We start from the raw sequence: 26328 nt of genomic DNA, 5'->3' as shown, positions 1-26328 counted from the left end.
AACGCTTATGCCATATACACAACCAAAATAATGAAAGTTCCTTATAAATAATAGAACGGACACCCTAAAACGCAGCTTTAATATAAGATTTAAGACTAAAAAGGTTTCTTTATGGTTTTTCATAATCATACAATGACGAGGTTCCTAAGTTCCGTCCAATAAGAGTTATTCTGTTAAGAAAAAAACTTGACATCTAATTTTTATGGTTGTATAGTATTCACGTAAAGGCATTTCACTTAACAAGGGTTGTGAAAATATGCTTGATAAAACGATGAGAATTAATTATCTTTTTGATTTTTACCAATCACTGTTAACCCCAAAGCAAAAGAACTATATGGGCTTATATTATTTAGACGATTATTCTCTCGGTGAAATTGCTGAACAATATAATGTCAGCCGCCAGGCCGTTTATGATAATATTAAACGGACAGAGGCGATGCTGGAGGAATATGAAGAGAAGTTAGGGCTTTTTGCAAAGTTTCAGGAACGTGAACAGTTGCTGTCATCTTTAAGAGAGCTGCTGAAAACTGAACCTGATAACGTAATTGCAATTATCGATCGCCTTGAAAATATGGAATAGGAGGCGTTCAGTGAGATGGCATTTGAAGGTTTAGCCGACCGTCTTCAGAACACTTTACAAAAAATTCGCGGAAAAGGGAAAGTAAATGAAGCGGATGTAAAGGAAATGATGAGGGAAGTACGCCTTGCTCTTCTTGAGGCGGATGTTAACTTTAAAGTGGTAAAAGATTTTGTGAAAAAGGTATCTGAACGTGCAGTTGGTCAGGAGGTTTTAAAAAGCCTGACACCTGGACAGCAAGTAGTAAAAGTAGTGAATGATGAACTTACAGCACTTATGGGCGGGGAACAGAGCAAAATTGCAGTTTCTAACAGACCGCCTACTGTTATTATGATGGTTGGTCTCCAAGGTGCAGGTAAAACGACGACTACAGGGAAGCTTGCGAATCATTTGCGTAAGAAACAAAATCGCAAACCGCTTCTTGCTGCAGCAGACATTTACCGTCCTGCTGCGATAAAGCAGTTAGAAACACTCGGGAAACAGCTTGATTTTCCAGTATTTCAAATGGGAGACCAAGTTAGTCCTGTGAAAATTGCTGAATCAGCAATTGCAAAAGCGAAAGAAGAGCATCATGATTATGTAATCATTGATACAGCCGGGCGTTTGCATATAGACGAAACGCTGATGGACGAATTGAAACAGGTTAAAGAAACAGCTAAACCTGATGAAATTTTCCTGGTTGTTGATGCGATGACAGGTCAGGATGCCGTGAATGTTGCTCAGAGTTTTAATGAAGCACTTGGAATTACAGGTGTTGTTCTTACAAAACTTGATGGTGACACACGCGGTGGTGCTGCTCTTTCTATCAAAGCTGTTACAGGGCTTCCTATTAAGTTTGTGGGTCTCGGTGAGAAGATGGATGCTCTTGAGCCATTCCATCCAGACCGTATGGCTTCCAGAATTTTAGGAATGGGTGACATGCTTACTCTTATCGAAAAGGCTCAAACCTCGGTAGATGAAGAAAAAGCACGGGATCTTCAGAAGAAAATGCGTGATATGTCATTCACGTTTGATGATTTTCTTGATCAGATGGGACAAGTAAGAAATCTTGGACCGTTAGATGAAGTCCTTGGCATGCTTCCTGGTGCGAACAAAATGAAAGGCCTTAAAAACGTACAGATTGATGAAAAACAAATCGGTCACGTTGAAGCTATCATTCGTTCGATGACTCTTACAGAAAGAGAACAACCGGAGATTATCAATGCCAGCCGTAAAAGACGTATCGCTAAAGGCAGCGGACGATCAGTACAAGAAGTAAACCGCCTTATCAAACAATTCGAGGACATGAAGAAAATGATGAAACAAATGTCCGGAATGATGAGTGGCAAGAAGAAAAAGGGTGGGTTTAAATTCCCATTTATGTAAACTGAATTTTCAGGTTTACAAACCTGTCAATTTATACTATCATATTATTTTGTGTGAACTATTTTCGGAGGTGCAAGTTATAATGGCAGTAAAAATTCGTTTAAAACGTATGGGTGCTAAGAAAGCTCCTTTTTATCGTGTAGTAGTAGCAGATTCTCGTTCTCCTCGTGATGGACGTTTCATCGAAGAGATCGGAACTTACAACCCAGTTGCTAACCCAGCTGAAGTTAAAATTAACGAAGAAAAAGCTCTTGAGTGGATGACTAACGGTGCGAAGCCATCTGATACAGTTCGTAACCTATTCTCAAAAGCTGGTCTTATGGAAAAATTCCATAACGCTAAGAACCAAAAATAATTTTGACGAAGGGGAACTGATATGACAGAGTTGATCGAATCGATTGTGAAAGCTCTAGTTGATCACCCAGAAGAAGTCAGCGTCAAAGAGGTAAAAGAAGGACATCGCCTTGTTTATCAATTATCTGTTAACCAGACTGATATGGGGAAAGTAATCGGCAAACAAGGAAGAGTGGCCAAAGCGATCCGTACCGTTGTTAATGCAGCTGGAACGAATCAAAATAAAAGGATTTCAATCGAAATCGTTTAAAAAGGATGAGGGAAACCTCTTCCTTTTTTTATCTTTTAAAAAGGTCTTATCTAAAAAATTGTTGCTTATGGCTTTTGCATTCTCTTCCTTGACAAGTTGATTGGAGTGCAGGTTCGAGACTCCAGCGGGATCAGCGTGTCAACCACCTGAGAATACTTCTCGCAAGGCATGCGACGAGAAAGCCCGCTTCGGTAGTATTTTCTTGCAGACGCAGGAGCACAAATTCTTCCTTGAATACGAGTCTTTACCCATCTTCCGCCAAGGCTCACCTTACCCCTCGCAGAAAGCGAGCATCCTGTAACGGAAATCAACTACTTTCAAAAACAACAAAGTTTTGGAAAACAGCTTTTAAAAGTATACATACCTGCATTTATGATAAACTTTAGACTGGACAATAATAAGATTAAAGACGTACGAGAGAAGGTTTTAAAATGACGGACAAATGGCTGAACGTCGGAAAAATTGTTAATACACATGGGATTAGAGGAGAGGTCCGTGTAATCTCAAGAACAGATTTTCCGGAAGAACGATATAAAATCGGCAACACCCTATATGTGGATATGGGATCAGAACAAATACCTGTAACGATCGAAACTCATAGAAAACATAAGCAATTTGATCTTTTAACGTTTGAGGGTCTAGAAAACATTAATGATGTTGAAAGATTCAAAGGACAATTATTAAAAGTTCCTAAAGAACAATCAGTTACATTAGATGAAGGCGAGTTCTTTTATCACGATATTATCGGGTGTTCTGTTTTTACTGTCGAAGGAGAAGAACTGGGTAAAGTAAAAGAAATTCTATCTCCTGGCGCAAATGACGTTTGGGTCGTAAAGAGAAAAGGGTTCGGCTCTGATATTCTCATCCCTTACATCCCTTCTGTTGTTAAAACGGTGGATATTGATGCTCAAAAAATCTCTATCGAACCTTTAGAAGGTCTTTTCTAATGAAGATTGATGTCTTAAGTCTTTTTCCTGATATGTTTTCCGGTGTTTTCGGTCAATCCATCTTAAAAAAGGCACAAGAAAAAAGCGCTGTCCAATTTCATGTCTTGGATTTTCGAGAATTTGCGACTAACAAACATAGAAACGTAGATGATTATCCTTATGGGGGAGGAGCAGGCATGGTCTTAACTCCTCAGCCGCTGTTTGATGCGGTAGAAACCTTAACGAAAGAAACATCTGAGGAACCAAGGATTATTCTGCTATGCCCTCAAGGAGAAAGATTTTCGCAGAGAAAGGCAGAAGAGCTTGCTAAAGAAAAGCATTTAATTTTCTTATGCGGCCACTATGAGGGCTATGATGAACGAATTAGAAAACATTTAGTTACAGATGAGATTTCTATCGGGGATTATGTCCTAACAGGCGGAGAATTAGGTGCAATGGTTGTAATTGATGCAGTAACCAGACTCCTCCCAGGAGTACTCGGAAAAGAAGAATCACATCTTCAGGATTCGTTCAGTACAGGACTGTTAGAACACCCTCAATATACGAGACCGGCAGATTTTAGAGGTATGAAGGTTCCTGATGTCCTCATGTCTGGAAACCATAAAAATATTGAAGAATGGCGGAAAAAAGAGTCATTAAAAAGAACATATGAAAGGCGTCCAGATCTCTTAGAGAAGATAGAGTTATCTAGAGAAGAAGAAAAATGGCTGCAAGAAATAAAAGATAATAAAACAACTTGATACTCGTCTGATTTATATGGTATTATATTGTTTGTGGCTTATGCCCGTTTAATCCGGTGTTCCGCTGCCTGAAAATCACGCAAGAACATCTATGGGAAGGGAGGCAATAAACTATGCAACAGCTTATTGCAGATCTAGCAAAAGATCAATTAAAATCAGATTTACCAAAATTTCGTTCAGGTGACACTGTACGTGTACACGTGAAAGTAATCGAGGGTACTCGTGAGCGTATCCAGCTTTTTGAAGGTGTTGTTATCAAGAAGCGTGGTTCTGGAATTTCTGAAACGTTTACTGTTCGTAAAATTTCTTATGGTGTAGGTGTGGAGCGTGCGTTCCCATTACATTCACCTAAGATCGCGAACCTTGAAGTTGTACGCCGCGGTAAAGTACGCCGTGCGAAGCTATACTACCTACGTGCACTTCGTGGTAAAGCAGCTCGTATTAAAGAAATTCGCTAATAATTCTCGAAAGGAGCTTGACTTACTCAAGCTCCTTTTTCCATATTATAAGTAAGGAATTTCTACAGATGGTGAGGATTAAGAATGGCACGTACAAAAAACGAAACGTGGGAATGGATCAAAGCTTTAGCAACAGCCTTGTTATTGGCAGGTATCATCCGGTTTTTCCTTTTTGCACCTGTAGTGGTCGACGGACAATCAATGATGCCGACTCTTCATGATGGAGACCGTTTAATTGTTAATAAGTTCAGCTATATGATTGGAGAACCTGACAGATTTGATATTGTAGTCTTTCACGCTACAGAAGAAAAAGATTACATAAAGAGAGTAATTGGTCTTCCGGGAGATACCATTGAGTATAAAGACGATACACTCTATGTGAATGGTAAAAAGGTTAAAGAAGAATACTTAGAAGCATATAAGAAAAAAACAAAGGACGGAAATTTCACCTATGACTTCACTTTGCTTGAAGTGACGGCTAAACAAAAAGTTCCTGAAGGACAATTGTTTGTTCTGGGTGATAATCGCCGGAATTCCAGTGACAGCCGAAATATTGGAACAGTAGATGAAGATCTTATCTTAGGAAAAGCATCTTTCCGTTTCTGGCCGTTATCAGATATTGGATTTGTAAAGTAGGGTGAAAAACATGACCATACAATGGTTTCCAGGCCATATGGCGAAAGCGCGCCGGGAAATAACTGAAAAACTTAAAATGATCGATGTGGTTTTTGAGCTTGTAGATGCAAGGATTCCACTTGCGTCACGCAATCCTATGATCGATGAGATTCTCGGTGAAAAACCGCGTATTGTTTTATTGAATAAAGCGGATCTGGCAGATCCGAAAGTGACTTCCATGTGGCAGGGATATTTTTTAGATAAGGGAATACCTTCTCTTGCGATAAATTCCCAAGATGGAAAAGGAATAAAGAAAATTGAACCAATTGCACAAGAACTGGTTAAAGAAAAATTTGATAAGATGAGAGCAAAAGGTATCGTTAAGCCTCGTGCTGTCCGCGCTTTAATCGTCGGGATTCCTAACGTTGGGAAATCTACGATCATAAACAGAATGGCTGGCAAGAATATTGCTGTAACAGGCGATAAACCAGGGGTTACAAAAAAACAGCAATGGATCAAAGCCGGAAAAACCCTGGAGTTACTGGATACACCAGGTATACTATGGCCGAAGTTTGAAGATCAGTCCATTGGCCTGAAACTTGCAGTTACGGGCGCGATAAAAGAAACATTATTTGATTTTACAGAAGTTGTCTTATTTGCTGTAAAATATCTAAAAGAACATTATCAAGAACGCCTCGTTGAAAGATATAAATTATCAGACATTCCAGAAGATCCACTTCGTTTATTTGAAGAGATCGGCAAAAAACGAGGATGCATCATGGGCGGTGGAGAAGTTGATCTTGAAAAAACGGCAGAGATTGTACTTCGCGATCTTCGTTCAGAAAAATTAGGGCGATTATCTTATGAGCAGCCAAATGCAATAACTGAATAAAATGCAGAACAGGCGCGTATTTTCTATGTGCCTGTTTTGTTTAGAACAAAAAAATCTTCATAGACTTATGGTTTAGCCGATAAATAATACATAAAGAGCGTGAAAAAATGAAACTTTCTATAAAAGAATGGGGTCAGAAGTTAAAGAATAGTACGTTAGAAGAGATCACAGACTTGCTAGAGCTGCTTGCTGCTGATGAAAGACAAGGTATTCAAAAATTATATCAAACCTACACGGCCCGTTTACGGGAAGCAGAAGCTGAATCAAAAAGGCTGAAAGTCATGTGCGAATACGAAAGACAGTTTATATTAAAGGGTAAGAAGCTTATTGCCGGAGTGGATGAAGTAGGAAGGGGACCGCTGGCTGGACCTGTAGTGGCGGCAGCTGTCATATTACCGGTAGGCTACATATTGACTGGAATCAACGACTCAAAAAAGCTTTCAGAAAAAAAACGGGAAGCTTTATATGAAAGAATTAAAGAGGATGCTGTCTGCTGCAGCGTATTTTTAGTTCAGCCAGAAGAAATAGATGAGATAAATATTTATCAGGCGTCAAAACTAGCTATGACTGAGGCTGTTTGTCAGTTGACAGTACAGCCTGACCAGTTATTGATTGATGCTATGGAAGTTCCTCTTCCAATCGATCAGCTGAAGATTATTAAAGGTGACGAAAAAAGTATATCTATCGCAGCCGCTTCTATTGTGGCTAAAGTGACAAGAGACCGTTATATGAAGAAGCTTGACCAGATTTATCCTCAATATGGCTTTAAAGCAAATATGGGCTATGGAACGAAGGAACATCTTGAAGCGTTAAAAGTATTCGGTGCTACAAAGATCCATCGAAAAACCTTCAGCCCAGTAGGAGAACTTATTCAGTTTACCGGGAGTGAGTAAAGGTGTTACAACTTAACAGGATCTTCAGCCCGCACCAGCAGCAAAAAACAGCAGAAGGAATCACTCTTAAATTAAACCAATTGCTGACCGCTAAAATACTGGAGATTTTCCCAGACCAAACAGCGAAAATTTTTTATAATGGTGTCACATTGCATGCAAAGTTAGAGGCACCATTAACGAAAGGGAACCGTTACTTGTTTGAAGTTACAGAAAAAAACGGAACTGTCGTATTAAAAAAATTAGAAGCTGATCCTGTAAAAACGACAACTGAACAAATTTTGAATAAGTTAACTCTGCCGCTAAATGATACGAACAAAAAAGCTGTGGATTTTTCAGTCTCTGAAAAAATCCCCATTACGAAAGACCACGTCAAATTAGTTGCTGATATTCTCCAGATGACATCGGAGCTGCCATTAAAAGAGAAGAAAGAAGTTGTACACCGTATGCTGGAGCTTCAGCTGCCTGTTAAACCAGATACAGTTAGAGCCGTAATAGCAAATGTTATGAAAAACACCAACAATCACTCTGAAATGCAGCAATTGTTTGAGTCACTTCTGCCATACATACATAAAGATAAGAGCATTGCAAAAACGGTGGAACTTTTACAGGGCTTGTTTGGTTTTCAAAACGATCAATCAAAGTCAAAAGAGGGTTTTCAAGTTTCTGGCCTGATTAAATCAGACACAGGAAATCTGAATAAGGAAATTTCCTATCAAGTGGTAAAACAATCATTAGATACACGAGGAACAGTTACAGAAAACAACTCTATAACTGAAAACTCAAAACAAGAAGTAAAACAAAGTCACCTTCAGTTACAGAGAACAGAAGTTTCTATAAATGAATTTAAGAGGCAGGCGGCTAACCGTTTTTTTCATTCCGTCCATAGATGGCTCGACAAGTCAGGCTTATTGCACGAGAAAAATCTTCTGCTAGACCCGATGCAATTAAAACAAACGGAAACTTTAAAGTCGCAGCTTATGTTATTGAAGCAAAATGCAGAGTATCTGGAACTGCCTGAAAATGTAATGGTAAAAACAGAGCAAGGACTTACTAAAATAACGAGTCAGCAGCTTCAGAATATTAATACTAATGATGTCATGCAGCAATTCCTTTTGCAGATTCCTTTTGGTCAGGATGAAAACCCGAAGGAAATTACGATCAAATGGGAAGGGAAAAAACAAAATGGCACATCGTTAGATCCTGATCATTGCAGAATGCTGTTTTGGCTGGATATGAAAAACTTAAAAGATATAGCAGTTGATGTTCAGATTCAAAACCGGATATTATCTTTAAAGGTTTATAGTGAACATCCTTTTATAGAAAAGCTTTCAAAAGCTTTTGTCCCCTCATTAAAGAAAAGTTTAAACGAGATGAACTATACACTCTCTTCCATAACTTTTTCACAAAAGCCTAAAAATGAAGTTAAAAGTACTGAATCAGCCGCAGAATATAAAGGGATGGATTTACGTATATGAAAAGTAACATAAAAGAAGCTGTTGCTCTGAAGTATAATCCTGAAGAATCCGGTTCTCCTGTTGTAGCTGCGAAGGGGAAAGGTGAAACTGCACAGCGCATTGTTAGCACTGCTAAAGAGCACAACATACCTATACAGGAAGATGCATCACTCGTACATCTTTTATCAAGATTAGAGATTGAAGAAAGTATTCCTGAAGAGCTTTATGAAGTTGTAGCAGAACTATTTGCTTTTATTTATCAAATGGATAAAGAAGCAGAGTTAAAAACATAATCTTGAGCGTTTAGGGCATTGCTAACATAAAAGGAGTGTGTACAATGCCAAAAAATAAACTTGTTGTAAAGCAATCTGAACAATTAGTTAATCAATTCAAAGAGGAAATGGCCGAAGAGTTTGGTCTATATCGTCCTGCAGCAGAAAAAGAGGCGATTACACCTAAGATTATTAAAAAACAGCAAAACGAAAAAAATAAATGAAATAAGGTTTGGAAATCACTATTTCATAAAGATAAAAAGAAGTAAAACCAAAATCAGATTATAATGGTTTTGGTTTTTATTATGCTATAAAAATACTGTATGCGCTTGCAATTTTCTGTAGAATAGTAGACATTAGACGCTTGGTCTTATACAATGATAACGGTACTTTAAGTTTTCACCATGATAGGAGGATGGAGAGTAAATGAATATCCACGAATACCAAGGTAAAGAGATACTTAGAAAATATGGTGTGGCTGTTCCAAACGGAAAAGTAGCATTTTCAGTTGAAGAAGCTGTAGAAGCTGCTAAAGAACTGGGGAGCACTGTATCTGTTGTAAAAGCACAGATTCACGCAGGTGGCCGCGGTAAAGCGGGTGGCGTAAAAGTTGCTAAAAACATTGATGAAGTGCGTACATACGCAAATGAAATTTTAGGTAAAGTTCTTGTAACTCACCAAACTGGTCCAGAAGGTAAAGAAGTTAAGCGCTTACTTATCGAAGAGGGCTGTGACATTAAAAAGGAATATTACATCGGACTAGTACTTGACCGTGCAACTTCAAGTGTAGTAATGATGGGATCTGAAGAAGGCGGTACTGAAATTGAAGAAGTGGCAGAAAAAACGCCTGAAAAAATCTTCAAAGAAGTAATCGATCCGGCTATTGGTCTTCAAGCTTTCCAAGCTAGACGTCTTGCTTATAACATAAACATTCCAACTGCGTTAGTAGGCAAAGCTGTTAAGTTCATGCTTGGACTATACACAGCTTTCGTTGAAAAAGACTGCTCTATCGCTGAGATCAATCCATTGGTTGTAACTGGAGACGGAAACGTAATGGCACTTGATGCGAAAATGAACTTTGATTCAAATGCTCTTTACCGTCATAAAGACATCATAGAATACAGAGATTTAGAAGAAGAAGATCCAAAAGAGATTGAAGCTTCTAAATATGATTTAAGCTATATCTCTCTTGATGGAAATATCGGCTGTATGGTTAATGGTGCTGGTCTAGCTATGGCTACTATGGATATCATTAAACATTACGGCGGAGATCCTGCTAACTTCCTTGATGTTGGGGGCGGTGCTACAACTGAGAAAGTAACCGAAGCATTCAAGATTATTCTTTCGGACAAAAATGTTAAAGGAATCTTCGTTAACATTTTTGGCGGTATCATGAAATGTGACATCATTGCAAATGGTGTTGTTGAAGCTACTAAACAAGTAGGTCTTGAACTGCCTCTTGTAGTACGTCTTGAAGGAACAAATGTGGATCTTGGCAAAAAGATCTTAAAAGAGTCCGGACTTAATATTACAGCTGCTGATTCAATGGCTGACGGTGCAGAAAAAATCGTCGCTTTAGTTAAGTAATAGAGAAAACATTGCAGGAAGGATGGGAATTTAAAGCATGAGCATTTTTATAAATAAAGACACAAAAGTCATCGTTCAGGGTATCACAGGTTCCGTAGGTCTTTTCCATACGAAACAAATGCTTGAATATGGTACTAAAATTGTGGGCGGAGTTACACCAGGCAAAGGTGGAACTGAAGTTGAAGGGCTTCCTGTATTCAACACGGTTGTTGATGCAGTAAAAGAAACTGGAGCAAACGCTTCTGTTATTTACGTTCCTCCAGCATTTGCTGCAGAAGCAATCATCGAAGCTGTCGATGCTGAACTTGACCTTGCGATCTGTATTACTGAGGGCATCCCGGTAATGGATATGGTTAAAGTGAAGCGTTATATGGAAGGCAAAAAGACTCGCTTAGTTGGACCAAACTGCCCGGGTGTAATCACTCCCGAAGAATGTAAGATTGGTATCATGCCAGGATATATCCACACTAAAGGACATGTTGGCGTTGTATCCCGTTCTGGAACATTAACGTATGAAGCTGTACATCAGCTCACAGAGCGCGGAATTGGACAATCCACAGCTGTAGGTATCGGTGGAGACCCAGTTAACGGTACAGACTTTATTGACGTTCTTAAGGCGTTTAATGAAGATGAAGATACGTATGCAGTTATCATGATCGGTGAAATTGGCGGAACTGCTGAAGAAGAAGCTGCTGAATGGGTTAAAGCTAACATGACTAAACCTGTTGTTGGTTTCATTGGCGGACAAACAGCGCCTCCAGGAAAGCGCATGGGCCATGCTGGTGCAATTATCTCAGGTGGTAAAGGTACGGCGGATGAGAAAATCAAAACAATGAAAGAATGCGGAATTAAAGTTGCAGCAACACCTTCAGTAATGGGTGAAACTTTAGTTGAAGCGCTTAAAGAAAACGATCTTTACGACGCTTGCGTTACGAACAAAGAAAAAGCATCAAAAGCATAAATTGAATAAGAGATGTTTTGAACATCTCTAACATCGTGAGAAGCTCCCAGAATCAGGGAGCTTTTTCGCTTTAATATCCATAGGATTCATGAGGAGGAAAAGATTTTGGATTATGAACGCTTAATTTTTCTTCATCATTGCGAAGGTCTTACATGGAAACATATTAAAAATATATTAATAGCTGATCCGAAATTAACAGATGTTTTTAAGATGGATATTCCCAGCATGATGATGTCTTTTGCTTTAAGTGAGCAGATGGCAAGGCGTTTAAAAACTTTCGTGAACCAAAAAAGAAGTACATACATAATGAATGTTTTAAAGAAAAACTCAATCTCTGCTATATCTGTTTTTCAACAAGAATACCCTCCTAGCTTAAGGACAATTTTTGATCCTCCATGGGTTCTTTATGGGAAAGGCGATTGGAGTACACTAAAACAGGATAAAATAATTAGTGTAGTAGGAACGAGAAACCCTAGTTCTAATGGGAAGCTAGCATTAAAAAAAGTCCTTTGTCCGTTGCTGGAAAACGATTGGGTTGCAGTAAGCGGACTTGCTAAAGGGATAGATACATATGCACATCAGCTTTGTCTATTAAAAAGTGTACGAACTGCAGCAGTACTAGGTTCAGGACTATTAAGCATCTATCCTAAAGAAAATAGTAAACTTTCGGAAGAAATAAGCGAAAATGGCATTCTGCTTTCAGAGTTTCCACCTTATGCTGCACCAAAACGCTGGCATTTTCCATTGCGTAACCGTATAATAAGCGGTCTCGGGAAAGCAACATTGGTTGCAGAAGCCAGAACAAAGAGCGGTTCTTTAATAACTGCCGATCAGGCGCTGGAGCAAGGAAGAGATGTCTATGCCATACCAGGTTCAATCCTTGAAGAATGTGCAGCAGGTACAAATTTTTTAATTCAAAATGGCGCAAAACTAGTTATGTGTGCAGATGATATTACAAATGAATGGACTTAACCGTTTTCATTAAAAACAGGAAACAGTTTGACAAAAGCAGATACATTATTTAATAATAGGGAAGATTTCACTAAACCCTTAAAGGGGGATAAACTGTAAATGGAAAAATACTTAGTCATTGTTGAGTCTCCCGCAAAAGCAAAGACGATAAAAAAATATTTGGGGAGCAAATATGACGTAAAAGCATCTATGGGCCATGTGCGTGACCTACCCCGAAGCCAGATCGGTGTAGATGTTGAAGAAAATTATGATCCTAAATATATTACAATCCGAGGGAAAGGTCCGATTCTAAAGGACTTAAAAACTGCAGCAAAAAAAGCAAAACAAATTTTTCTCGCAGCTGACCCGGATCGTGAAGGTGAAGCAATTGCATGGCATCTTGCTCACAGCTTAGAAATAGATTTAGATTCTGAATGCAGAGTTGTATTTAATGAAATTACAAAAAATGCGATAAAAGATTCCTTTAAGCGTCCGAGAAAGATAAACATGGACTTAGTCGATGCTCAGCAAGCCAGGAGAGTTCTGGACAGACTTGTAGGGTACAAAGTCAGTCCATTATTATGGAAGAAAATAAAAAAGGGTTTAAGTGCAGGACGAGTACAAACTGTAGCTGTGCGATTAATTGTTGAACGTGAAAAAGAAATTGAAGCTTTCCAGCCTGAAGAATACTGGAAAATCAAAGGGGTTTTCAGTGCTTCTGGAGAGGATTTTGAAGCTCAGTTTTATGGCATGGATGGTAAGAAAAGAGAACTTTCCAATGAACAAGAAGTAAAAGATATCCTAAGCAAGATCAAAGGAAAATCATTTACGATCGAATCTGTACAAAAGAAAGAACGAAAAAGAAATCCTTCTCCGCCGTTTATTACCTCTTCCTTACAGCAGGAAGCTGCTCGAAAGCTTAACTTTAGAGCGAAGAAAACGATGATGCTAGCACAGCAGCTATATGAAGGGATCGACCTTGGTAAAGAAGGTACAGTCGGTTTGATCACATATATGCGTACTGACTCTACGCGTATATCGGATACAGCAAAGAATGAAGCTTCAGAGTTCATCGCTAATGAATTCGGAAAACAATACGTGAACACCACCAGAGCTGAAAAGAAAGCAGGAAAAAATGCTCAGGATGCCCATGAAGCCATTCGTCCTACTTCTGTTATGTATCATCCAAAAGATTTGAAAGCCTATTTATCCAGAGACCAGCTCCGTCTTTACAAGCTTATTTGGGAACGTTTTCTGGCAAGTCAGATGTCTTCTGCCGTACTGGACACTATGACAGTTGACCTTCAAAATAACGGAGTAACTTTCCGCGCAACCGGATCAAAGGTTAAGTTCCCTGGATTTATGAAGGTATATGTTGAAGGAAACGATGACGGCAAAAAAGAAGAAGACCGTATCCTTCCCGATGTTAATGAAGGAATGCAGGTTGAAAAGAAGGACTTGGAGCCAACACAGCACTTTACCCAGCCGCCGCCGCGCTATTCAGAAGCAAGACTCGTACGGACTATGGAAGAATTGGGGATCGGAAGACCTTCAACTTATGCCCCGACTCTGGACACGATCCAAAAAAGAGGCTATGTAGCTTTAGACGACAAGAAATTCGTCCCAACAGAACTTGGCGGACTTGTATTAGAGATGACACTTGAATTTTTCCCTGAAGTGTTTAACGTTGAATTCACTGCCAAGATGGAAAGTGATCTCGATGAAGTTGAAGAGGGAAAAGAGAACTGGATCGAAATCATCGATGATTTCTATAAAAACTTTGAGAAGAAGCTGAAGATTGCAGAAGCTGAAATGCAAAAGGTAGAAATTAAAGATGAGCCTGCTGGTGAAAATTGTGAAAAATGCGGTCATGAAATGGTCTTTAAGATGGGCCGCTTTGGCAAGTTTATGGCATGCTCCAATTTTCCTGACTGCCGTAACACGAAGCCTATCGTAAAAGACATTGGGGTTGAATGCCCGGCTTGTCACAAAGGCTCAATCGTTGAAAGAAAGAGTAAAAAGAAACGGGTATTCTATGGCTGTAACCGATATCCAGACTGTGAATTCGTTTCTTGGGACAAACCTATTGCAAGAACATGCCCAAAATGTAATAGTATGCTAGTAGAAAAGAAAACGAAAAAAGGAAAAGTTGTTCAATGTGTATCTTGCGACTATTCCGAAGAGGAAGCAAAGTAAGGAGTTTTTCTTCATGAGCCACGAACATGTTAACGTAATCGGAGCGGGTCTTGCCGGCAGTGAAGCTGCATGGCAGATCGCGAACCGTGGTATAAAAGTTAAGTTATACGAGATGAGACCGGTCAGACAAACACCGGCTCATCATACTGAGAAGTTTGCAGAACTCGTTTGTTCCAATTCATTGCGTGCAAATACTTTAACAAATGCAGTCGGTGTATTAAAAGAAGAGATGAGAAAGTTGAATTCAGTCATCATTTCATCTGCTGACGATTGTGCAGTACCTGCTGGAGGAGCATTAGCAGTAGACCGCCACGAGTTTGCAGGTCTTGTAACGGAAAGAGTCAAAAACCACCCGAATGTTGAAGTAATAACGGAAGAAGTAACTGAAATTCCGGAAGGACCAACGATTATTGCAACAGGCCCTTTAACATCAGATAATTTATCTAAAGCGCTTAATTCCTTGACCGGAGAAGAGTATTTATATTTTTACGATGCAGCTGCTCCAATCATTGAAGTTGACAGTATTAATATGGATAAAGTTTATTTGAAGTCGCGCTATGATAAAGGTGAGGCTGCTTACTTAAACTGCCCGATGACCGAGGAAGAATTTGACCGTTTTTATGAAGCTCTGATTTCAGCGGAGACAGTACCTCTTAAAGAATTTGAAAAAGAAATCTTTTTTGAGGGATGCATGCCGGTTGAAGTGATGGCTAAGCGAGGCAAAAAGACCCTGCTATTCGGTCCTATGAAGCCTGTTGGTCTAGAGGATCCAAAAACAGGAAAGATTCCTTATGCTGTGGTACAGTTAAGACAAGATAATAGTGCAGGAACGTTATATAATATGGTTGGATTTCAAACACACTTGAAGTGGGGTCCGCAAAAAGAACTTATCCAGCTGATACCTGGTTTGGAGAATGCAGAAGTTGTCCGCTACGGCGTTATGCACCGCAACACATTCTTGAATTCTCCAAAGCTTTTAAATGATACTTATCAGCTAAAAGCACGTAAAGATCTTTTCTTTGCAGGACAGATGACTGGTGTTGAAGGATACGTAGAAAGTGCAGCATCGGGCCTTATTGCTGGAATAAATGCAGCAAAGCTCGTAAAAGGCGAGGAATTAGCGGTATTCCCGAAAGAAACTGCAATCGGAAGCATGGCCTATTATATTACTACTGCTAATCCTGATAATTTTCAGCCTATGAATGCGAACTTTGGATTGCTGCCTCCACTGGAAAAGAGAATCAAAAATAAGCAGGAACGTAATACAGCACTAGCTGAACGAGCCTTGGAAACAATTCAGAATTTTATAACAAATTTGTGAACATCTATTGCTTTAGCCCCTAAGTTGTGATACGATTTAGGGGCTTTGTGAGGTGTATGGAATGAAATCAGAACGCCAGCTCGTGGTGGATTTTCTTAATTACTTAATGATTGAGAAGAACAGTTCACCTTATACGATTGAACACTATGAAAAAGATATTAATGACTTTACTTCTTTTTTGAAACAGCAAGCAATCGAAGGATTCGCTGCTGTTTCTTATGTTTTAGTTAGACATTATCTTGTGTCTCTGCATGAAAAGAAGTATGCAAGGAACACCGTTGCAAGAAAGATCTCTTCGATGAGGAGCTTTTACCGGTTTTTGAACCGTGAAAAAATCGTGGAACATAACCCTTTTGCAATGGCGTCTTTACCAAAAAAAGCAAAAATGCTTCCTCAATTTCTTTATGAAAAAGAGTTGGAGAAGCTTTTTAACGTGTCTGACTTAAGCACACCGATTGGACAAAGAAACCAGGCCATTCTCGAACTACTCTACGGAACCGGAATACGGGTAAGCGAATGCTGCAAACTTCAGTTAAAAGATCTCGATCTTTTTGTTGAAGCCGTATTAGTAAAAGGAAAAGGAAGAAAAGAAAGATATGTCCCCTTAGGTTCTTTTGCAATAGAAGCGCTGGAAAGATATATGACCAACGGACGCAAGATGCTGCTTGCAAAAACTGAAAATAAATCAGATTCTTTATTTTTAAATTATAAAGGGGAACCTTTAAGCGCGAGAAGCGTAAGAAACATATTGAACAAAATAATTGAAGAGTCATCGCTCACAATACATATTAGCCCTCACGTATTACGTCACACATTTGCAACGCATATGCTCAATGAAGGTGCAGACTTAAGAGCTGTCCAGGAACTGCTGGGCCACTCACAGCTATCCTCTACACAAGTCTACACACATGTTACAAAAGATCATTTAAAAAAAATATATAATAATACGCATCCGCGAGCATAAAAACAAAAAGGGAGGGATTTTTTATGTCAACTTTTCATGCAACTACAATTTTTGCTATTCGGCACAATGGAGAAGCAGCAATGACGGGTGATGGACAGGTTACTTTCGGTAATGCAGTTGTAATGAAGCATACAGCCAAAAAGGTAAGAAAACTATATGGCGGCAAGGTTCTGGCTGGGTTTGCCGGCTCTGTAGCAGATGCCTTTACTCTTTATGAAAAATTTGAAAGCAAGCTTGAAGAATACAGCGGCAACCTGCAGCGTGCATCTGTGGAAATGGCTAAAGAATGGCGTACAGATCAAGTGTTAAGAAAGCTTGAAGCGTTACTGATTGTTATGAATAAAGAACATATGCTGCTGATTTCAGGTACTGGAGAAGTAATTGAACCAGATGACGGAATCTTGGCGATTGGTTCTGGAGGAAACTATGCACTTGCAGCTGGAAGGGCGTTGAAAAATAATGCTCCCCAACTATCTGCAAAAGAAATCGCACTCGCTTCATTGCAAACAGCAGGTGAGATTTGTGTGTATACAAATACAGAAATCGTTTTAGAAGAATTGTAAAATTCCTAAAAAGGAGTGATTTTGTTTGAACAGTCAATTAACTCCAAGGCAGATCGTTGAAAAACTTGACCAATACATTATCGGACAAAAAGAAGCTAAAAAAGCGGTGGCCGTAGCACTCCGTAACCGATACAGAAGAAGTTTGCTGGATGACAAACTGCGCGACGAGGTATCGCCTAAGAATATATTGATGATCGGTCCGACCGGCGTAGGTAAAACTGAGATTGCGAGAAGGCTTGCGAAACTTGCACAAGCTCCTTTTATAAAAATTGAGGCAACAAAATTTACAGAAGTCGGATACGTCGGACGGGATGTAGATTCCATGGTCCGTGATTTAGTCGAAACTTCTGTAAGGCTTGTGAAAGAACAAAAAATGAATGAAGTAAAAGATAAAGCAGAGCAAAATGCAAATAAGCGTCTAGTGGAATTGCTTGTTCCGGGTAAAAAAACTGAAACGAATTATAAGAACCCTCTAGAGATGTTTTTTGGGGGCGGGAATCAGGATGCTGATCAGACTCAGCAGCAGGACGATGCGGGAGACTTAAAACAAAGAAGAAATCAGATGGCTCATAAGCTTGCTCTTGGAGAAATGGAAGATCATCTTGTTACTGTAGAAGTGGATGAACAAAATCCATCAGTGCTAGATATGTTCCAAGGCTCAGGCTTGGAGCAGGTTGGTATGAACATGCAAGATATGCTGGGCGGGCTTATGCCTAAGAAAAAGAAAAAAAGAAAGCTTACCGTCCGTGAAGCGAGAAAAGTTCTTACACAAGATGAAGCAGCAAAATTGATTGATATGGATGACGTTACGAGTGAAGCAGTTTACAAGACTGAACAAACAGGTATTATATTTATAGATGAGATTGACAAGATTGCAGGAAAAAATCAAAATTCTGCAGATGTAAGCAGAGAAGGTGTTCAAAGAGATATACTTCCGATCGTGGAAGGCTCAACTGTAATGACGAAATATGGTTCGATTAAAACAGATCACATTCTCTTTATTGCAGCGGGGGCATTTCATATGGCAAAGCCATCAGATCTCATACCTGAGCTTCAAGGAAGGTTTCCAATCAGGGTAGAATTAAATAGCTTGTCTGTTGAAGATTTTACACGTATATTAATAGAGCCTGATAATGCGATTATAAAACAGTACAAAGCTCTATTGAGTACGGAAGGTATAAACGTTGAATTTTCTGACGATGCTATTGCTAAGATTGCTAGTATCGCATTTGAAGTGAATCAAGATACCGATAATATCGGTGCGAGAAGACTTCATACCATATTAGAGCGTTTATTAGAAGATTTATCTTTTGAAGCGCCTGATATCAGTTTAGATCAAATTACCATTACACCCGAGTATGTAGAAGAAAAGCTGGCTAATATCGCAAAGAATAAGGATCTAAGCCAATATATATTATAGGATGCAGTAGGAGGAAGAAAGAAAATGAATTTATTAAACAAAGCAAGAAGCATTAACTCAATGCTACAGCAAACAGGCGGGAAACAAGTTAACTTTAAAGAGATGGCTGAAACACTCAGCTCTGTAATTGGTGCGAATATCTTCGTAGTCAGCCGCAGAGGTAAACTATTAGGAACAGCACTAAAACAGGATATTGAAAACGAGCGAATGAAAAAAATGATCCAGGATCGCCAATTTCCTACGGATTACACAAAAAATCTTTTCAACATTACTGAATCAATGGCAAACATCGATGTTGAAAGTGATTACACTGCGTTCCCGGTTGAAAATAAAGATTTATTCTCAACTGGTTTAACAACGATCGTACCAATTGTTGGTGGCGGTGAGAGACTCGGAACTCTAATCCTTTCCAGATTATCTACTTCATTTGAAGAAGATGACTTAGTATTAGCAGAGTATGGTGCTACTGTAGTCGGCATGGAAATCCTTCGTGAAAAAGCTGAAGAGATCGAAGAAGAAGCAAGAAATAAAGCCGTTGTACAGATGGCGATTAGTTCATTGTCTTACAGTGAGCTAGAAGCAATTGAACACATTTTTGAAGAGCTTGAAGGCAACGAAGGTCTGCTCGTTGCAAGTAAAATTGCTGACCGTGTCGGAATTACAAGATCAGTTATCGTAAATGCTCTTCGTAAGCTTGAGAGTGCTGGTGTTATTGAATCACGTTCGCTTGGTATGAAGGGAACATATATTAAAGTATTAAACGATAAATTCTTGCTTGAACTTGAAAAATTAAAAACTTCTTAATAAAGAATGATAGAGAGCCGATCCACTTTGGATTGGCTTTTTTATTTTTGCGGGAAATAAGAATAAGTTATGGACAATTATTTGCCTCTTTATAAAAAATATGTCGATTTCATGAAGAGTAGTAAATACGTACTGCACCTGCAAATAAGACAGGGATTTTATTACTAGAAGTGAAAATGGGTATAAAGTCATGGTCGAAACATAGTGCTTTCTATCGAAAAAAGTCATTTTGGGAAAAAATACATAGACACTTTTTGGATATATCACTTAAAATATGATATAGCGGTAAGATTTAACATTATATGAAACATCTATAGTAAAAAAGAGGGAAGTGATCAACTTGTTCTCTAGCCCTGTCATGAAAAATTTAGAGATGGCATTAGATGGATCAGCGTTAAAACAGAAAACCATTTCAAATAATTTGGCTAATGTGGACACTCCTGGATATAAAGCGAAAGAGACCGTTTTTAAACAGGAATTTGAAAGAAGTTTAAATGCATACCGTACAAACCAGCGTCATCTTTCTTTCAGCACGGATAGACCTTCATCTTTTTATGTAAAAGAACAAGGCGGCACAACGATGAACCACAACGGAAATAACGTTGATGTGGATAAAGAGATGGCTGAACTAGCTAAGAATCAATTGTATTATCAGACGCTTGTGCAAAGAATCAACGGAAAATTCAATTCAATAAAGATGGTTGTTAAAGGCGGGAGATAGGAATGGGAGTTTTTGATGCACTGAATTTTTCTGCATCTGGATTAACAGCTCAGCGATTGAGAATGGATGTAGCTTCTTCCAACATGGCAAATGTTGATTCAACAAGAGGCAGATTATTACCGAATGGCGAGTGGGAACCTTATAAAAGAAAAATGGTTGTGCTGGGTTCAGGTGAGTCCAGTTTTAAAAGCATGTTTCATACAGCGGTTAACCAGAATGGGAATCTTAATGGAGTAAAAGTAAGTGAAATTAGAAATGATGAGACACCATTTAAATCTGTCTATCAGCCAGATCACCCGGACGCAGGAGAAGATGGATTCGTACAGCTTCCAAATGTTGATCCACTGAAAGAGATGGTTGATCTAATGAGCGCTACACGTTCTTACGAAGCAAATGTTACAGCATTGAATGCAGCAAAAGGGATGTATTTAAAAGCCCTCGAAATCGGCCGTTAGGAGTGGTAATACATGGACAAAATTACTTTAGGAACGATTCAGAGCATGAACAGCATTTCTCCATCAATGAAAACAACACCTTATGAAGCACAAGAAAGCTTTAAGAACTATCTTCAAGGTGCGTTGGAGAATGTGAACGAAACACAAGTTCAGTCTAACGCAGCTACACAAGCACTAATGAATGGCAACATGGATAACCTTCACCAAGTCATGATTACAGCTGAGAAAGCTAGTGTTACATTGCAAACCACTCTTGAAATTCGCAATAAAGTGGTTGAAGCATACCAAGAAATCATGAGGATGCAAGTTTAATAGTTAATACATAATTCGAAGTGTGCATTCTATTTTGGGGGTAGCTTCAAAAAATTTTTATTGTGTTTATCGGGGGAAAAAATGAAAGAGAAATGGAAACAAGTCACCACGCAAATAACAGAACGTTTCAAATCACGTTCAACTATGCAAAAAGGGCTTATACTTGGCGGAATCTTTCTTTTGATAGCAATTTTTATTTTTCTGACCGTCATGTTTTCGAGTCCGAATCTAGTACCTTTGTATACGAATCTTTCACCACAAGAAGCTGGCCAGATTCAAGAGAATCTGAATAGCAAAGGAGTCGCCAATGAAGTTCAGGATGGCGGGAAAACAATCCTTGTGCCACAAGAACAAGTTAACAATCTCCAAGTACAGCTTGCGGCAGAAGGACTGCCTAAGAGTGGAAATATCGACTTTTCCTATTTTGGAGAAAAATCAGGTTTCGGAATTACTGACAAAGAATTTGGAGTTCTCGAGCGGGAAGCTACCCAAACGGAAATTGCCAATTTGATCAAAAGCATCAACGGAGTAGATGATGCCAGTGTGATGATCACGCTGCCGGAGAGCAGTGTCTGGGTGAATCAAGAAGAGGAGAAAGCATCTGCATCTGTTGTTCTTTCACTGGGTGCTGGGGCGAGGCTAAATGAAGATCAAGTTAAAGCTCTTTATCACCTTGTATCTAAAAGTGTCTCTAACCTTCCTATGGAAAATATCGTCATTACCGACCAATACTTTAATTATTATGACTTAAACTCAGTGAACTCTACTTCTTCAGCTTCCAAGTATGAAGAGCAGCGAAAAATTAAACAAGACGTAGAGAGAGACCTTCAGCGAAGAGTACAGCAAATGCTTTCGACAATCATGGGCCAAGGAAAAGTCGTAGCCACTGTAACGACTGATATAGATTTTACAGAAGAGAAACGTGAGGAAACACTTGTTGAGCCTGTTGATAAGGAAAACATGAAGGGTATTGAAATAAGTGTTGAACGTATTCGTGAAACCTTTACAGGAGAAGGTGCAGCTGCAGGCGGAGTAACCGGGACTGGAGATCAGGAAGTCCCTACATATCCTGGTTCGACAGCAGGATCTAACGGAGATTACGAAAAAGTTGAAGAACGCATCAATAACGAAGTTAATAAAATTCGTAAAGAGATCGTTGAAAGTCCCTACCAGATTCGTGATTTAGGGATTCAGGTAATGGTAGAGCCACCAAATCCAAAAGAACCAGATTCTTTGCCTCAAGAACGTTTGGATGACATTGAGCAGATTCTGAGTGCAATTGTTAGAACAAGTATTTCTAAAGATGTGAATAACGAACTGACTGATGAACAGATTCAAGAGAAAATTTTTGTTTCAGCACAGCCGTTTAACGGCAAGCCTGACCAGGAACCAGCATCGGGCGGTATTCCTCTCTGGGTGTATATTACAGGTGGTATCCTCCTGATCGTTATTATTCTTTTAATCTTCTTACTGACACGCAAAAGAAGAGTGGAGGAAGACAAAGGAACGATAGAAGAATATGAGATGGAAGAACAGCAGACCTATTATGTTCCAGATGTGAATAAAGAGCAAGGTTCAGAAGGTACAGTACGCAAAGAACAGCTGGAAAGAATGGCTAAAGAAAAACCAGAAGAGTTTGCAAAACTCGTAAGAACATGGCTGTCAGAGGAATAGGAGGTAGCGATCGATGGCAAAAGGTGTAAAAGAGCTGTCAGGCAAAGAGAAAGCAGCGATCCTCGTTATCTCTTTGGGACCTGATGTAGCAGCACAAGTGTACAAGCATTTAAGCGAAGAAGAAATTGAAAGATTGACTCTTCAAATCTCTCAAGTAAGAAAAGTAGATTCAACATTAAAAGAGGAAATCATTACACAGTTTCACCAGCTGGCGCTTGCTCAGGATTATATCACGCAAGGCGGCATTGGATATGCGAAGACAGTCCTGGAAAAGGCTGTTGGCAAAGACGAAGCCATGCAGATTATAAACAGATTGACATCTACTCTACAGGTTAGACCGTTTGATTTTGCAAGGAAAGCTGACCCTGGTCAGATACTCAATTTTATTCAAAATGAGCATCCGCAGACAATTGCACTTATATTAGCATACTTGGACTCTTCTCAAGCAGGTCAGATTCTTTCTGAACTGCCACAGGAAATGCAAGCAGATATTGCAAAAAGAATTGCATTGATGGACAGGACATCACCTGAAGTGATCAACGAAGTGGAACAGATTTTAGAGCGCAAACTCTCAGCCACTGTTACACAAGATTTTACCCAGGCAGGCGGTGTTGAAGCAGTAGTTGAAGTGCTTAACGGCGTTGACCGAAGTACAGAAAGAACCATTCTTGATGCATTAGAAATTCAAGATCCTGAACTGGCAGAAGAAATCAAGAAAAGAATGTTTGTGTTTGAAGACATTGTTACACTTGATAATCGTGCCATTCAGCGTGTTATCCGTGAAGTTCAAAACGAAGATCTTCTTCTTGCATTGCGTGCATCAAGTGAAGAAGTAAAAGAAGTTATGTTTAAAAACATGTCACAGCGTATGGCTGAGAACTTTAAGGAAGAGATGGAATTCATGGGTCCTGTCCGTCTGCGTGATGTTGAGGAAGCTCAATCGAGAATTGTTGGAACGATCCGCAGACTTGAAGAAGCAGGGGAACTAGTCATCGCCAGAGGCGGAGGAGATGATGTGATTGTCTAAGGTAATAAAATCTTTTAACAATCGCATTGAAAAAATAGACGAAGAAACAGATGTAGTAATCGGAATTCAGCCTGTTTCCTTTTATACCTCTTCATCCAGCACTTTTGCAGAAGAAGATGATGAAACAAAAATTCTCCGTTTGAAAAAAGAAGCGGAAGTTCTTCTAGAAGAAGCGCGCAGCGAAGCAGCTAAGATAAAAGCAGAGGCTGAGATGGTTTATCAAGAACAACAGAAAAGACTTGCAGCTGAAGAACAAGAGTGGCGTCTTAAAATGGAACATGAACTGGAGTTCGCTAAGCAAGAAGGCTATGAAGCTGGTTTTCAAAACGGCGCACATCAGGGACTAGAAAGCTGGCAGTCTCAGCTGAATGAAGTAAAGCATTTCATTGAAAAGACGAAGCAGGATTATTATCAGGTATTAAGTGAAGCAGAACCACAAATGATTTTATTAGCTGTAAAAGCAGCAGAAAAAATTATCGGAAAACAACTGGAAGAATCCCCTGAAACATGGGTTTCGATCGTTAAGCAGCTAGTAAAAGAAGCTCGTGAGTTTGAAGAAGTGAAATTATACGTTCCGGTCGATTGGTTCGATTTGACAGTCGGGCATCGTGAAGAATTGAAAAACATGCTTCAATCCACCGCAGCCCTTTTTATCTATCCAGATGAAACATTAAAAGAGAATGAAGCTGTAATTGAGTTTCCGTTCGGAAAAATTGATGCAAGCCTCGATGTTCAGTTGAAGGAAATAAAGGAAAAGCTGCTGGAACAAATTGAGGTGACTGATCATGAACGTTGATCATCTGCTGGATTCATTGCAATCGATAGATTCCTTTAAACGATACGGAAAAGTAATCCGTGTCATTGGTTTAATGATCGAATCAAAAGGACCGAAGACATCCATTGGTGATGTTTGCTACATCCATACTTCCAACGGCAAAAAACAAAAGATAAAAGCTGAAGTCGTTGGTTTTCAGGAAGAAAATGTGCTGCTGATGCCTTTTACATACGTTAAGGATATTGCGGTTGGGAGCCTTGTAGAAGCCACAGACAGACCATTGGAAATCAAAGTAGGACAGTCTTTAGTAGGAAAGGTTTTAGATGGTATGGGAGTTCCTCTGGATGGATCTTCACTGCCGCGCGGGTTATTCCGATATCCAACGGAAAACGATCCTCCTAATCCGATGGAGCGTCCAAGAATTCATGAGAGCATACAGCTGGGTATTCGGTCCATTGACAGCCTTTTAACCGTAGGAAAAGGACAACGGGTAGGGATTTTTGCCGGTAGCGGTGTCGGAAAAAGTACATTGCTGGGGATGGTGGCAAGGAATTCGACAGCTGATCTAAACGTCATAGCACTCATTGGGGAACGCGGTCGTGAAGTCCTTGATTTTATTGAAAGAGATCTCGGTGAAGAAGGTTTAAAAAGGTCCATAGTTATCGTTGCAACCTCTGACCAGCCTGCATTAATGCGGATAAAAGGGGCACAGACAGCTACTGCAATTGCTGAGTATTTCAGGGATCAAGGAAAAAATGTCATGCTGATGATGGATTCTGTAACGCGTGTAGCTATGGCGCAGCGTGAAATTGGTCTTGCAGTCGGTGAACCTCCGACAACAAAAGGATACACACCAAGCGTCTTTGCAGTACTGCCTAAGCTCCTGGAGCGTTCTGGAACAAATCGATACGGTACAATTACTGCTTTTTATACGGTCTTAGTTGACGGAGATGATTTTAACGAACCGATATCTGACACAGTACGCGGTATATTGGACGGGCATTTTATTCTAGACCGGAATCTAGCAAATAAAGGACAATTTCCGGCTGTTAATATCTTAAAGAGTATCAGCCGTGTTATGAATGATATCGTCTCAAAAGAGCATCGGCAGGCTGCAGACCGTTTTAGAGAATTGCTCTCCTCCTATATTGATGCAGAAGATCTGATCAGCATAGGTGCATATAAGAGGGGCTCTTCTAAATCAGTGGATGAGGCCATTCAAATATATCCAGGCATTCTCGCTTTTTTAAAACAGCAGGTCGATGAAGATGTTAGTTTTGATGAAGCCGTTCAGCGGCTGCTGATGGAATTTGGAAAGGATGATCTGTAATGTCGTTTCAATTTTCAATGGAAAAAGTTCTTTCAGTTAAACAAAAAGAAAAAGAATCCATTGAACTTGAGCTTGGTGAAGCTGTTCAGGCATTCGAGAGTATTGCAGAAGAAGTTTACAGTCTATTAAAACGTAAAGAAGATATTGAAAATCTGTCAAATCAGCAGTTTCAGCAAAGGATATTTGTTAATGATCTTCAAAACACTCAGCGCTTTATTCTTTCGATGGCAAATAAAATAAAAGAACTTCAGCCTGTACTTCAAAGGGCCAGAGAACAAATGCAGGTCATCCAGCAAAAGCTGCTTCAGCAGACCATCGAAGTTAAAAAATATGAAAAGCTGAAAGAAAAACAATTTCATGCCTATGAAATGGAACTGACTTCGTATGAAAATAAACAGAATGATGAATTCTCCGTATTGCGTTATGCGAAGTCGTGAAAACAGGTGAGCT

30 protein-coding genes are annotated in these 26328 nt (G+C 39.4%); all 30 read left to right on the top strand.

The genetic code is table 11. The features are described 5' to 3' along the window. Positions 1–256 precede the first annotated feature (256 nt). The 30 genes from M3196_RS11055 (at position 257) to fliJ (ending at position 26315) form a co-directional block, all read left to right on the top strand. Positions 257–580: a putative DNA-binding protein gene (locus M3196_RS11055; protein WP_077361341.1), complete on the top strand. Its 324-nt coding sequence runs from the start codon at positions 257–259 to the stop codon at positions 578–580. A gap of 15 nt (positions 581–595) precedes the next feature. Continuing rightward, positions 596–1942 (top strand): signal recognition particle protein, encoded by a 1347-nt coding sequence (gene ffh / locus M3196_RS11050; RefSeq protein WP_251322366.1) that lies wholly within the window; start codon positions 596–598, stop codon positions 1940–1942. A gap of 82 nt (positions 1943–2024) precedes the next feature. Continuing rightward, entirely contained in the window at positions 2025–2297 is a 273-nt protein-coding gene (gene rpsP, locus M3196_RS11045; protein WP_066393596.1) for a 30S ribosomal protein S16, read from the top strand. 21 nt (positions 2298–2318) lie between these two features. Then, positions 2319–2546: a KH domain-containing protein gene (locus tag M3196_RS11040; RefSeq protein ID WP_251322364.1), complete on the top strand. Its 228-nt coding sequence runs from the start codon at positions 2319–2321 to the stop codon at positions 2544–2546. Positions 2547–2977: 431 nt separating this feature from the next. Continuing rightward, positions 2978–3493, top strand: a complete 516-nt coding sequence (rimM, locus tag M3196_RS11035) for a ribosome maturation factor RimM (RefSeq protein ID WP_251322363.1) — start codon at positions 2978–2980, stop codon at positions 3491–3493. Then, positions 3493–4233, top strand: coding sequence for a tRNA (guanosine(37)-N1)-methyltransferase TrmD (trmD, locus tag M3196_RS11030; RefSeq protein ID WP_251322362.1), 741 nt, complete (start codon positions 3493–3495; stop codon positions 4231–4233). Before rimM ends, trmD begins: the two co-directional genes overlap by 1 nt. A gap of 113 nt (positions 4234–4346) precedes the next feature. Next, positions 4347–4691 (top strand): 50S ribosomal protein L19, encoded by a 345-nt coding sequence (rplS, locus tag M3196_RS11025; protein WP_066240730.1) that lies wholly within the window; start codon positions 4347–4349, stop codon positions 4689–4691. 84 nt (positions 4692–4775) lie between these two features. Next, on the top strand, positions 4776–5327 hold the full coding sequence (gene lepB, locus M3196_RS11020; protein WP_251322361.1) for a signal peptidase I: 552 nt from the start codon (positions 4776–4778) through the stop codon (positions 5325–5327). 10 nt (positions 5328–5337) lie between these two features. Next, positions 5338–6198 (top strand): ribosome biogenesis GTPase YlqF, encoded by an 861-nt coding sequence (gene ylqF / locus M3196_RS11015; protein ID WP_251322360.1) that lies wholly within the window; start codon positions 5338–5340, stop codon positions 6196–6198. Between the two features lie 107 nt (positions 6199–6305). Continuing rightward, positions 6306–7091 carry a ribonuclease HII gene (locus M3196_RS11010; RefSeq protein ID WP_251322359.1) on the top strand — a complete coding sequence of 262 codons (786 nt, stop codon included), beginning with the start codon at positions 6306–6308 and terminating at the stop codon, positions 7089–7091. Positions 7092–7093: 2 nt separating this feature from the next. Next, entirely contained in the window at positions 7094–8566 is a 1473-nt protein-coding gene (locus M3196_RS11005) for a hypothetical protein (RefSeq protein WP_251322358.1), read from the top strand. Then, positions 8563–8838 (top strand): EscU/YscU/HrcU family type III secretion system export apparatus switch protein, encoded by a 276-nt coding sequence (locus tag M3196_RS11000; protein ID WP_251322357.1) that lies wholly within the window; start codon positions 8563–8565, stop codon positions 8836–8838. Before M3196_RS11005 ends, M3196_RS11000 begins: the two co-directional genes overlap by 4 nt. Before the next feature lie 44 nt (positions 8839–8882). Beyond that, positions 8883–9041, top strand: coding sequence for a small, acid-soluble spore protein, alpha/beta type (locus tag M3196_RS10995; protein ID WP_251322356.1), 159 nt, complete (start codon positions 8883–8885; stop codon positions 9039–9041). Between the two features lie 202 nt (positions 9042–9243). Next, a complete protein-coding gene (gene sucC / locus M3196_RS10990) occupies positions 9244–10404 on the top strand; it encodes an ADP-forming succinate--CoA ligase subunit beta (protein WP_251322355.1) in 1161 nt (386 codons plus the stop codon). Positions 10405–10441: 37 nt separating this feature from the next. Further along, complete coding sequence (sucD, locus tag M3196_RS10985) at positions 10442–11365, top strand: succinate--CoA ligase subunit alpha (RefSeq protein ID WP_251322354.1); 924 nt, start codon at positions 10442–10444, stop codon at positions 11363–11365. Between the two features lie 105 nt (positions 11366–11470). After that, the gene (gene dprA / locus M3196_RS10980) at positions 11471–12337 is read left to right on the top strand and encodes a DNA-processing protein DprA (protein WP_251322353.1); all 867 of its coding nucleotides are present in this window, start codon (positions 11471–11473) and stop codon (positions 12335–12337) included. A 99-nt stretch (positions 12338–12436) separates the two neighbouring features. Next, positions 12437–14512 carry a type I DNA topoisomerase gene (gene topA / locus M3196_RS10975; RefSeq protein WP_251322352.1) on the top strand — a complete coding sequence of 692 codons (2076 nt, stop codon included), beginning with the start codon at positions 12437–12439 and terminating at the stop codon, positions 14510–14512. A 13-nt stretch (positions 14513–14525) separates the two neighbouring features. Then, positions 14526–15833 carry an FADH(2)-oxidizing methylenetetrahydrofolate--tRNA-(uracil(54)-C(5))-methyltransferase TrmFO gene (trmFO, locus tag M3196_RS10970; RefSeq protein ID WP_251322350.1) on the top strand — a complete coding sequence of 436 codons (1308 nt, stop codon included), beginning with the start codon at positions 14526–14528 and terminating at the stop codon, positions 15831–15833. A 61-nt stretch (positions 15834–15894) separates the two neighbouring features. Beyond that, positions 15895–16797, top strand: coding sequence for a tyrosine recombinase XerC (xerC, locus tag M3196_RS10965; RefSeq protein ID WP_251322348.1), 903 nt, complete (start codon positions 15895–15897; stop codon positions 16795–16797). Positions 16798–16820: 23 nt separating this feature from the next. Then, positions 16821–17360: an ATP-dependent protease subunit HslV gene (gene hslV / locus M3196_RS10960; RefSeq protein ID WP_251322346.1), complete on the top strand. Its 540-nt coding sequence runs from the start codon at positions 16821–16823 to the stop codon at positions 17358–17360. Between the two features lie 25 nt (positions 17361–17385). Further along, positions 17386–18780 (top strand): HslU--HslV peptidase ATPase subunit, encoded by a 1395-nt coding sequence (gene hslU / locus M3196_RS10955; RefSeq protein WP_251322345.1) that lies wholly within the window; start codon positions 17386–17388, stop codon positions 18778–18780. Between the two features lie 24 nt (positions 18781–18804). After that, entirely contained in the window at positions 18805–19584 is a 780-nt protein-coding gene (codY, locus tag M3196_RS10950) for a GTP-sensing pleiotropic transcriptional regulator CodY (RefSeq protein ID WP_251322344.1), read from the top strand. A gap of 334 nt (positions 19585–19918) precedes the next feature. Further along, on the top strand, positions 19919–20305 hold the full coding sequence (gene flgB, locus M3196_RS10945) for a flagellar basal body rod protein FlgB (protein WP_251322568.1): 387 nt from the start codon (positions 19919–19921) through the stop codon (positions 20303–20305). A 2-nt stretch (positions 20306–20307) separates the two neighbouring features. After that, a complete protein-coding gene (gene flgC / locus M3196_RS10940; protein WP_251322343.1) occupies positions 20308–20760 on the top strand; it encodes a flagellar basal body rod protein FlgC in 453 nt (150 codons plus the stop codon). Between the two features lie 12 nt (positions 20761–20772). After that, complete coding sequence (gene fliE, locus M3196_RS10935; protein ID WP_251322342.1) at positions 20773–21072, top strand: flagellar hook-basal body complex protein FliE; 300 nt, start codon at positions 20773–20775, stop codon at positions 21070–21072. An 81-nt stretch (positions 21073–21153) separates the two neighbouring features. Next, on the top strand, positions 21154–22746 hold the full coding sequence (gene fliF, locus M3196_RS10930) for a flagellar basal-body MS-ring/collar protein FliF (RefSeq protein ID WP_251322341.1): 1593 nt from the start codon (positions 21154–21156) through the stop codon (positions 22744–22746). Positions 22747–22759: 13 nt separating this feature from the next. Continuing rightward, positions 22760–23773 carry a flagellar motor switch protein FliG gene (gene fliG / locus M3196_RS10925; RefSeq protein ID WP_251322339.1) on the top strand — a complete coding sequence of 338 codons (1014 nt, stop codon included), beginning with the start codon at positions 22760–22762 and terminating at the stop codon, positions 23771–23773. Next, positions 23766–24569: a flagellar assembly protein FliH gene (gene fliH, locus M3196_RS10920; RefSeq protein ID WP_251322338.1), complete on the top strand. Its 804-nt coding sequence runs from the start codon at positions 23766–23768 to the stop codon at positions 24567–24569. The genes fliG and fliH overlap by 8 nt, the downstream gene beginning before the upstream one ends. After that, entirely contained in the window at positions 24559–25878 is a 1320-nt protein-coding gene (gene fliI, locus M3196_RS10915) for a flagellar protein export ATPase FliI (RefSeq protein WP_251322336.1), read from the top strand. The genes fliH and fliI overlap by 11 nt, the downstream gene beginning before the upstream one ends. After that, positions 25878–26315 (top strand): flagellar export protein FliJ, encoded by a 438-nt coding sequence (fliJ, locus tag M3196_RS10910; protein WP_251322334.1) that lies wholly within the window; start codon positions 25878–25880, stop codon positions 26313–26315. Before fliI ends, fliJ begins: the two co-directional genes overlap by 1 nt. Positions 26316–26328: the final 13 nt, after the last annotated feature.

This window comes from Fictibacillus nanhaiensis (assembly GCF_023715445.1).
In the GTDB taxonomy this organism is placed as follows: domain Bacteria; phylum Bacillota; class Bacilli; order Bacillales; family Fictibacillaceae; genus Fictibacillus; species Fictibacillus nanhaiensis_D.
The sequence above is the reverse complement of the archived record's forward strand: the minus strand, read 5'-3'. Positions and strand labels throughout refer to the sequence as shown.

What these genes read in the sequence shown, in the direction of transcription:
- M3196_RS11040 (WP_251322364.1), top strand. Translation starts at nt 2,319, where the DNA reads ATGACAGAGTTGATCGAATCGATTGTGAAAGCTCTAGTTGATCACCCA.
- M3196_RS11055 (WP_077361341.1), top strand. Translation starts at nt 257, where the DNA reads ATGCTTGATAAAACGATGAGAATTAATTATCTTTTTGATTTTTACCAA.
- fliG (WP_251322339.1), top strand. Translation starts at nt 22,760, where the DNA reads ATGGCAAAAGGTGTAAAAGAGCTGTCAGGCAAAGAGAAAGCAGCGATC.
- xerC (WP_251322348.1), top strand. Translation starts at nt 15,895, where the DNA reads ATGAAATCAGAACGCCAGCTCGTGGTGGATTTTCTTAATTACTTAATG.
- trmD (WP_251322362.1), top strand. Translation starts at nt 3,493, where the DNA reads ATGAAGATTGATGTCTTAAGTCTTTTTCCTGATATGTTTTCCGGTGTT.
- M3196_RS11000 (WP_251322357.1), top strand. Translation starts at nt 8,563, where the DNA reads ATGAAAAGTAACATAAAAGAAGCTGTTGCTCTGAAGTATAATCCTGAA.
- fliE (WP_251322342.1), top strand. Translation starts at nt 20,773, where the DNA reads ATGGACAAAATTACTTTAGGAACGATTCAGAGCATGAACAGCATTTCT.
- fliF (WP_251322341.1), top strand. Translation starts at nt 21,154, where the DNA reads ATGAAAGAGAAATGGAAACAAGTCACCACGCAAATAACAGAACGTTTC.
- fliJ (WP_251322334.1), top strand. Translation starts at nt 25,878, where the DNA reads ATGTCGTTTCAATTTTCAATGGAAAAAGTTCTTTCAGTTAAACAAAAA.
- rplS (WP_066240730.1), top strand. Translation starts at nt 4,347, where the DNA reads ATGCAACAGCTTATTGCAGATCTAGCAAAAGATCAATTAAAATCAGAT.
- rpsP (WP_066393596.1), top strand. Translation starts at nt 2,025, where the DNA reads ATGGCAGTAAAAATTCGTTTAAAACGTATGGGTGCTAAGAAAGCTCCT.
- rimM (WP_251322363.1), top strand. Translation starts at nt 2,978, where the DNA reads ATGACGGACAAATGGCTGAACGTCGGAAAAATTGTTAATACACATGGG.
- sucD (WP_251322354.1), top strand. Translation starts at nt 10,442, where the DNA reads ATGAGCATTTTTATAAATAAAGACACAAAAGTCATCGTTCAGGGTATC.
- M3196_RS10995 (WP_251322356.1), top strand. Translation starts at nt 8,883, where the DNA reads ATGCCAAAAAATAAACTTGTTGTAAAGCAATCTGAACAATTAGTTAAT.
- sucC (WP_251322355.1), top strand. Translation starts at nt 9,244, where the DNA reads ATGAATATCCACGAATACCAAGGTAAAGAGATACTTAGAAAATATGGT.
- ffh (WP_251322366.1), top strand. Translation starts at nt 596, where the DNA reads ATGGCATTTGAAGGTTTAGCCGACCGTCTTCAGAACACTTTACAAAAA.
- fliI (WP_251322336.1), top strand. Translation starts at nt 24,559, where the DNA reads ATGAACGTTGATCATCTGCTGGATTCATTGCAATCGATAGATTCCTTT.
- ylqF (WP_251322360.1), top strand. Translation starts at nt 5,338, where the DNA reads ATGACCATACAATGGTTTCCAGGCCATATGGCGAAAGCGCGCCGGGAA.
- flgC (WP_251322343.1), top strand. Translation starts at nt 20,308, where the DNA reads ATGGGAGTTTTTGATGCACTGAATTTTTCTGCATCTGGATTAACAGCT.
- topA (WP_251322352.1), top strand. Translation starts at nt 12,437, where the DNA reads ATGGAAAAATACTTAGTCATTGTTGAGTCTCCCGCAAAAGCAAAGACG.
- M3196_RS11010 (WP_251322359.1), top strand. Translation starts at nt 6,306, where the DNA reads ATGAAACTTTCTATAAAAGAATGGGGTCAGAAGTTAAAGAATAGTACG.
- trmFO (WP_251322350.1), top strand. Translation starts at nt 14,526, where the DNA reads ATGAGCCACGAACATGTTAACGTAATCGGAGCGGGTCTTGCCGGCAGT.
- codY (WP_251322344.1), top strand. Translation starts at nt 18,805, where the DNA reads ATGAATTTATTAAACAAAGCAAGAAGCATTAACTCAATGCTACAGCAA.
- hslV (WP_251322346.1), top strand. Translation starts at nt 16,821, where the DNA reads ATGTCAACTTTTCATGCAACTACAATTTTTGCTATTCGGCACAATGGA.
- lepB (WP_251322361.1), top strand. Translation starts at nt 4,776, where the DNA reads ATGGCACGTACAAAAAACGAAACGTGGGAATGGATCAAAGCTTTAGCA.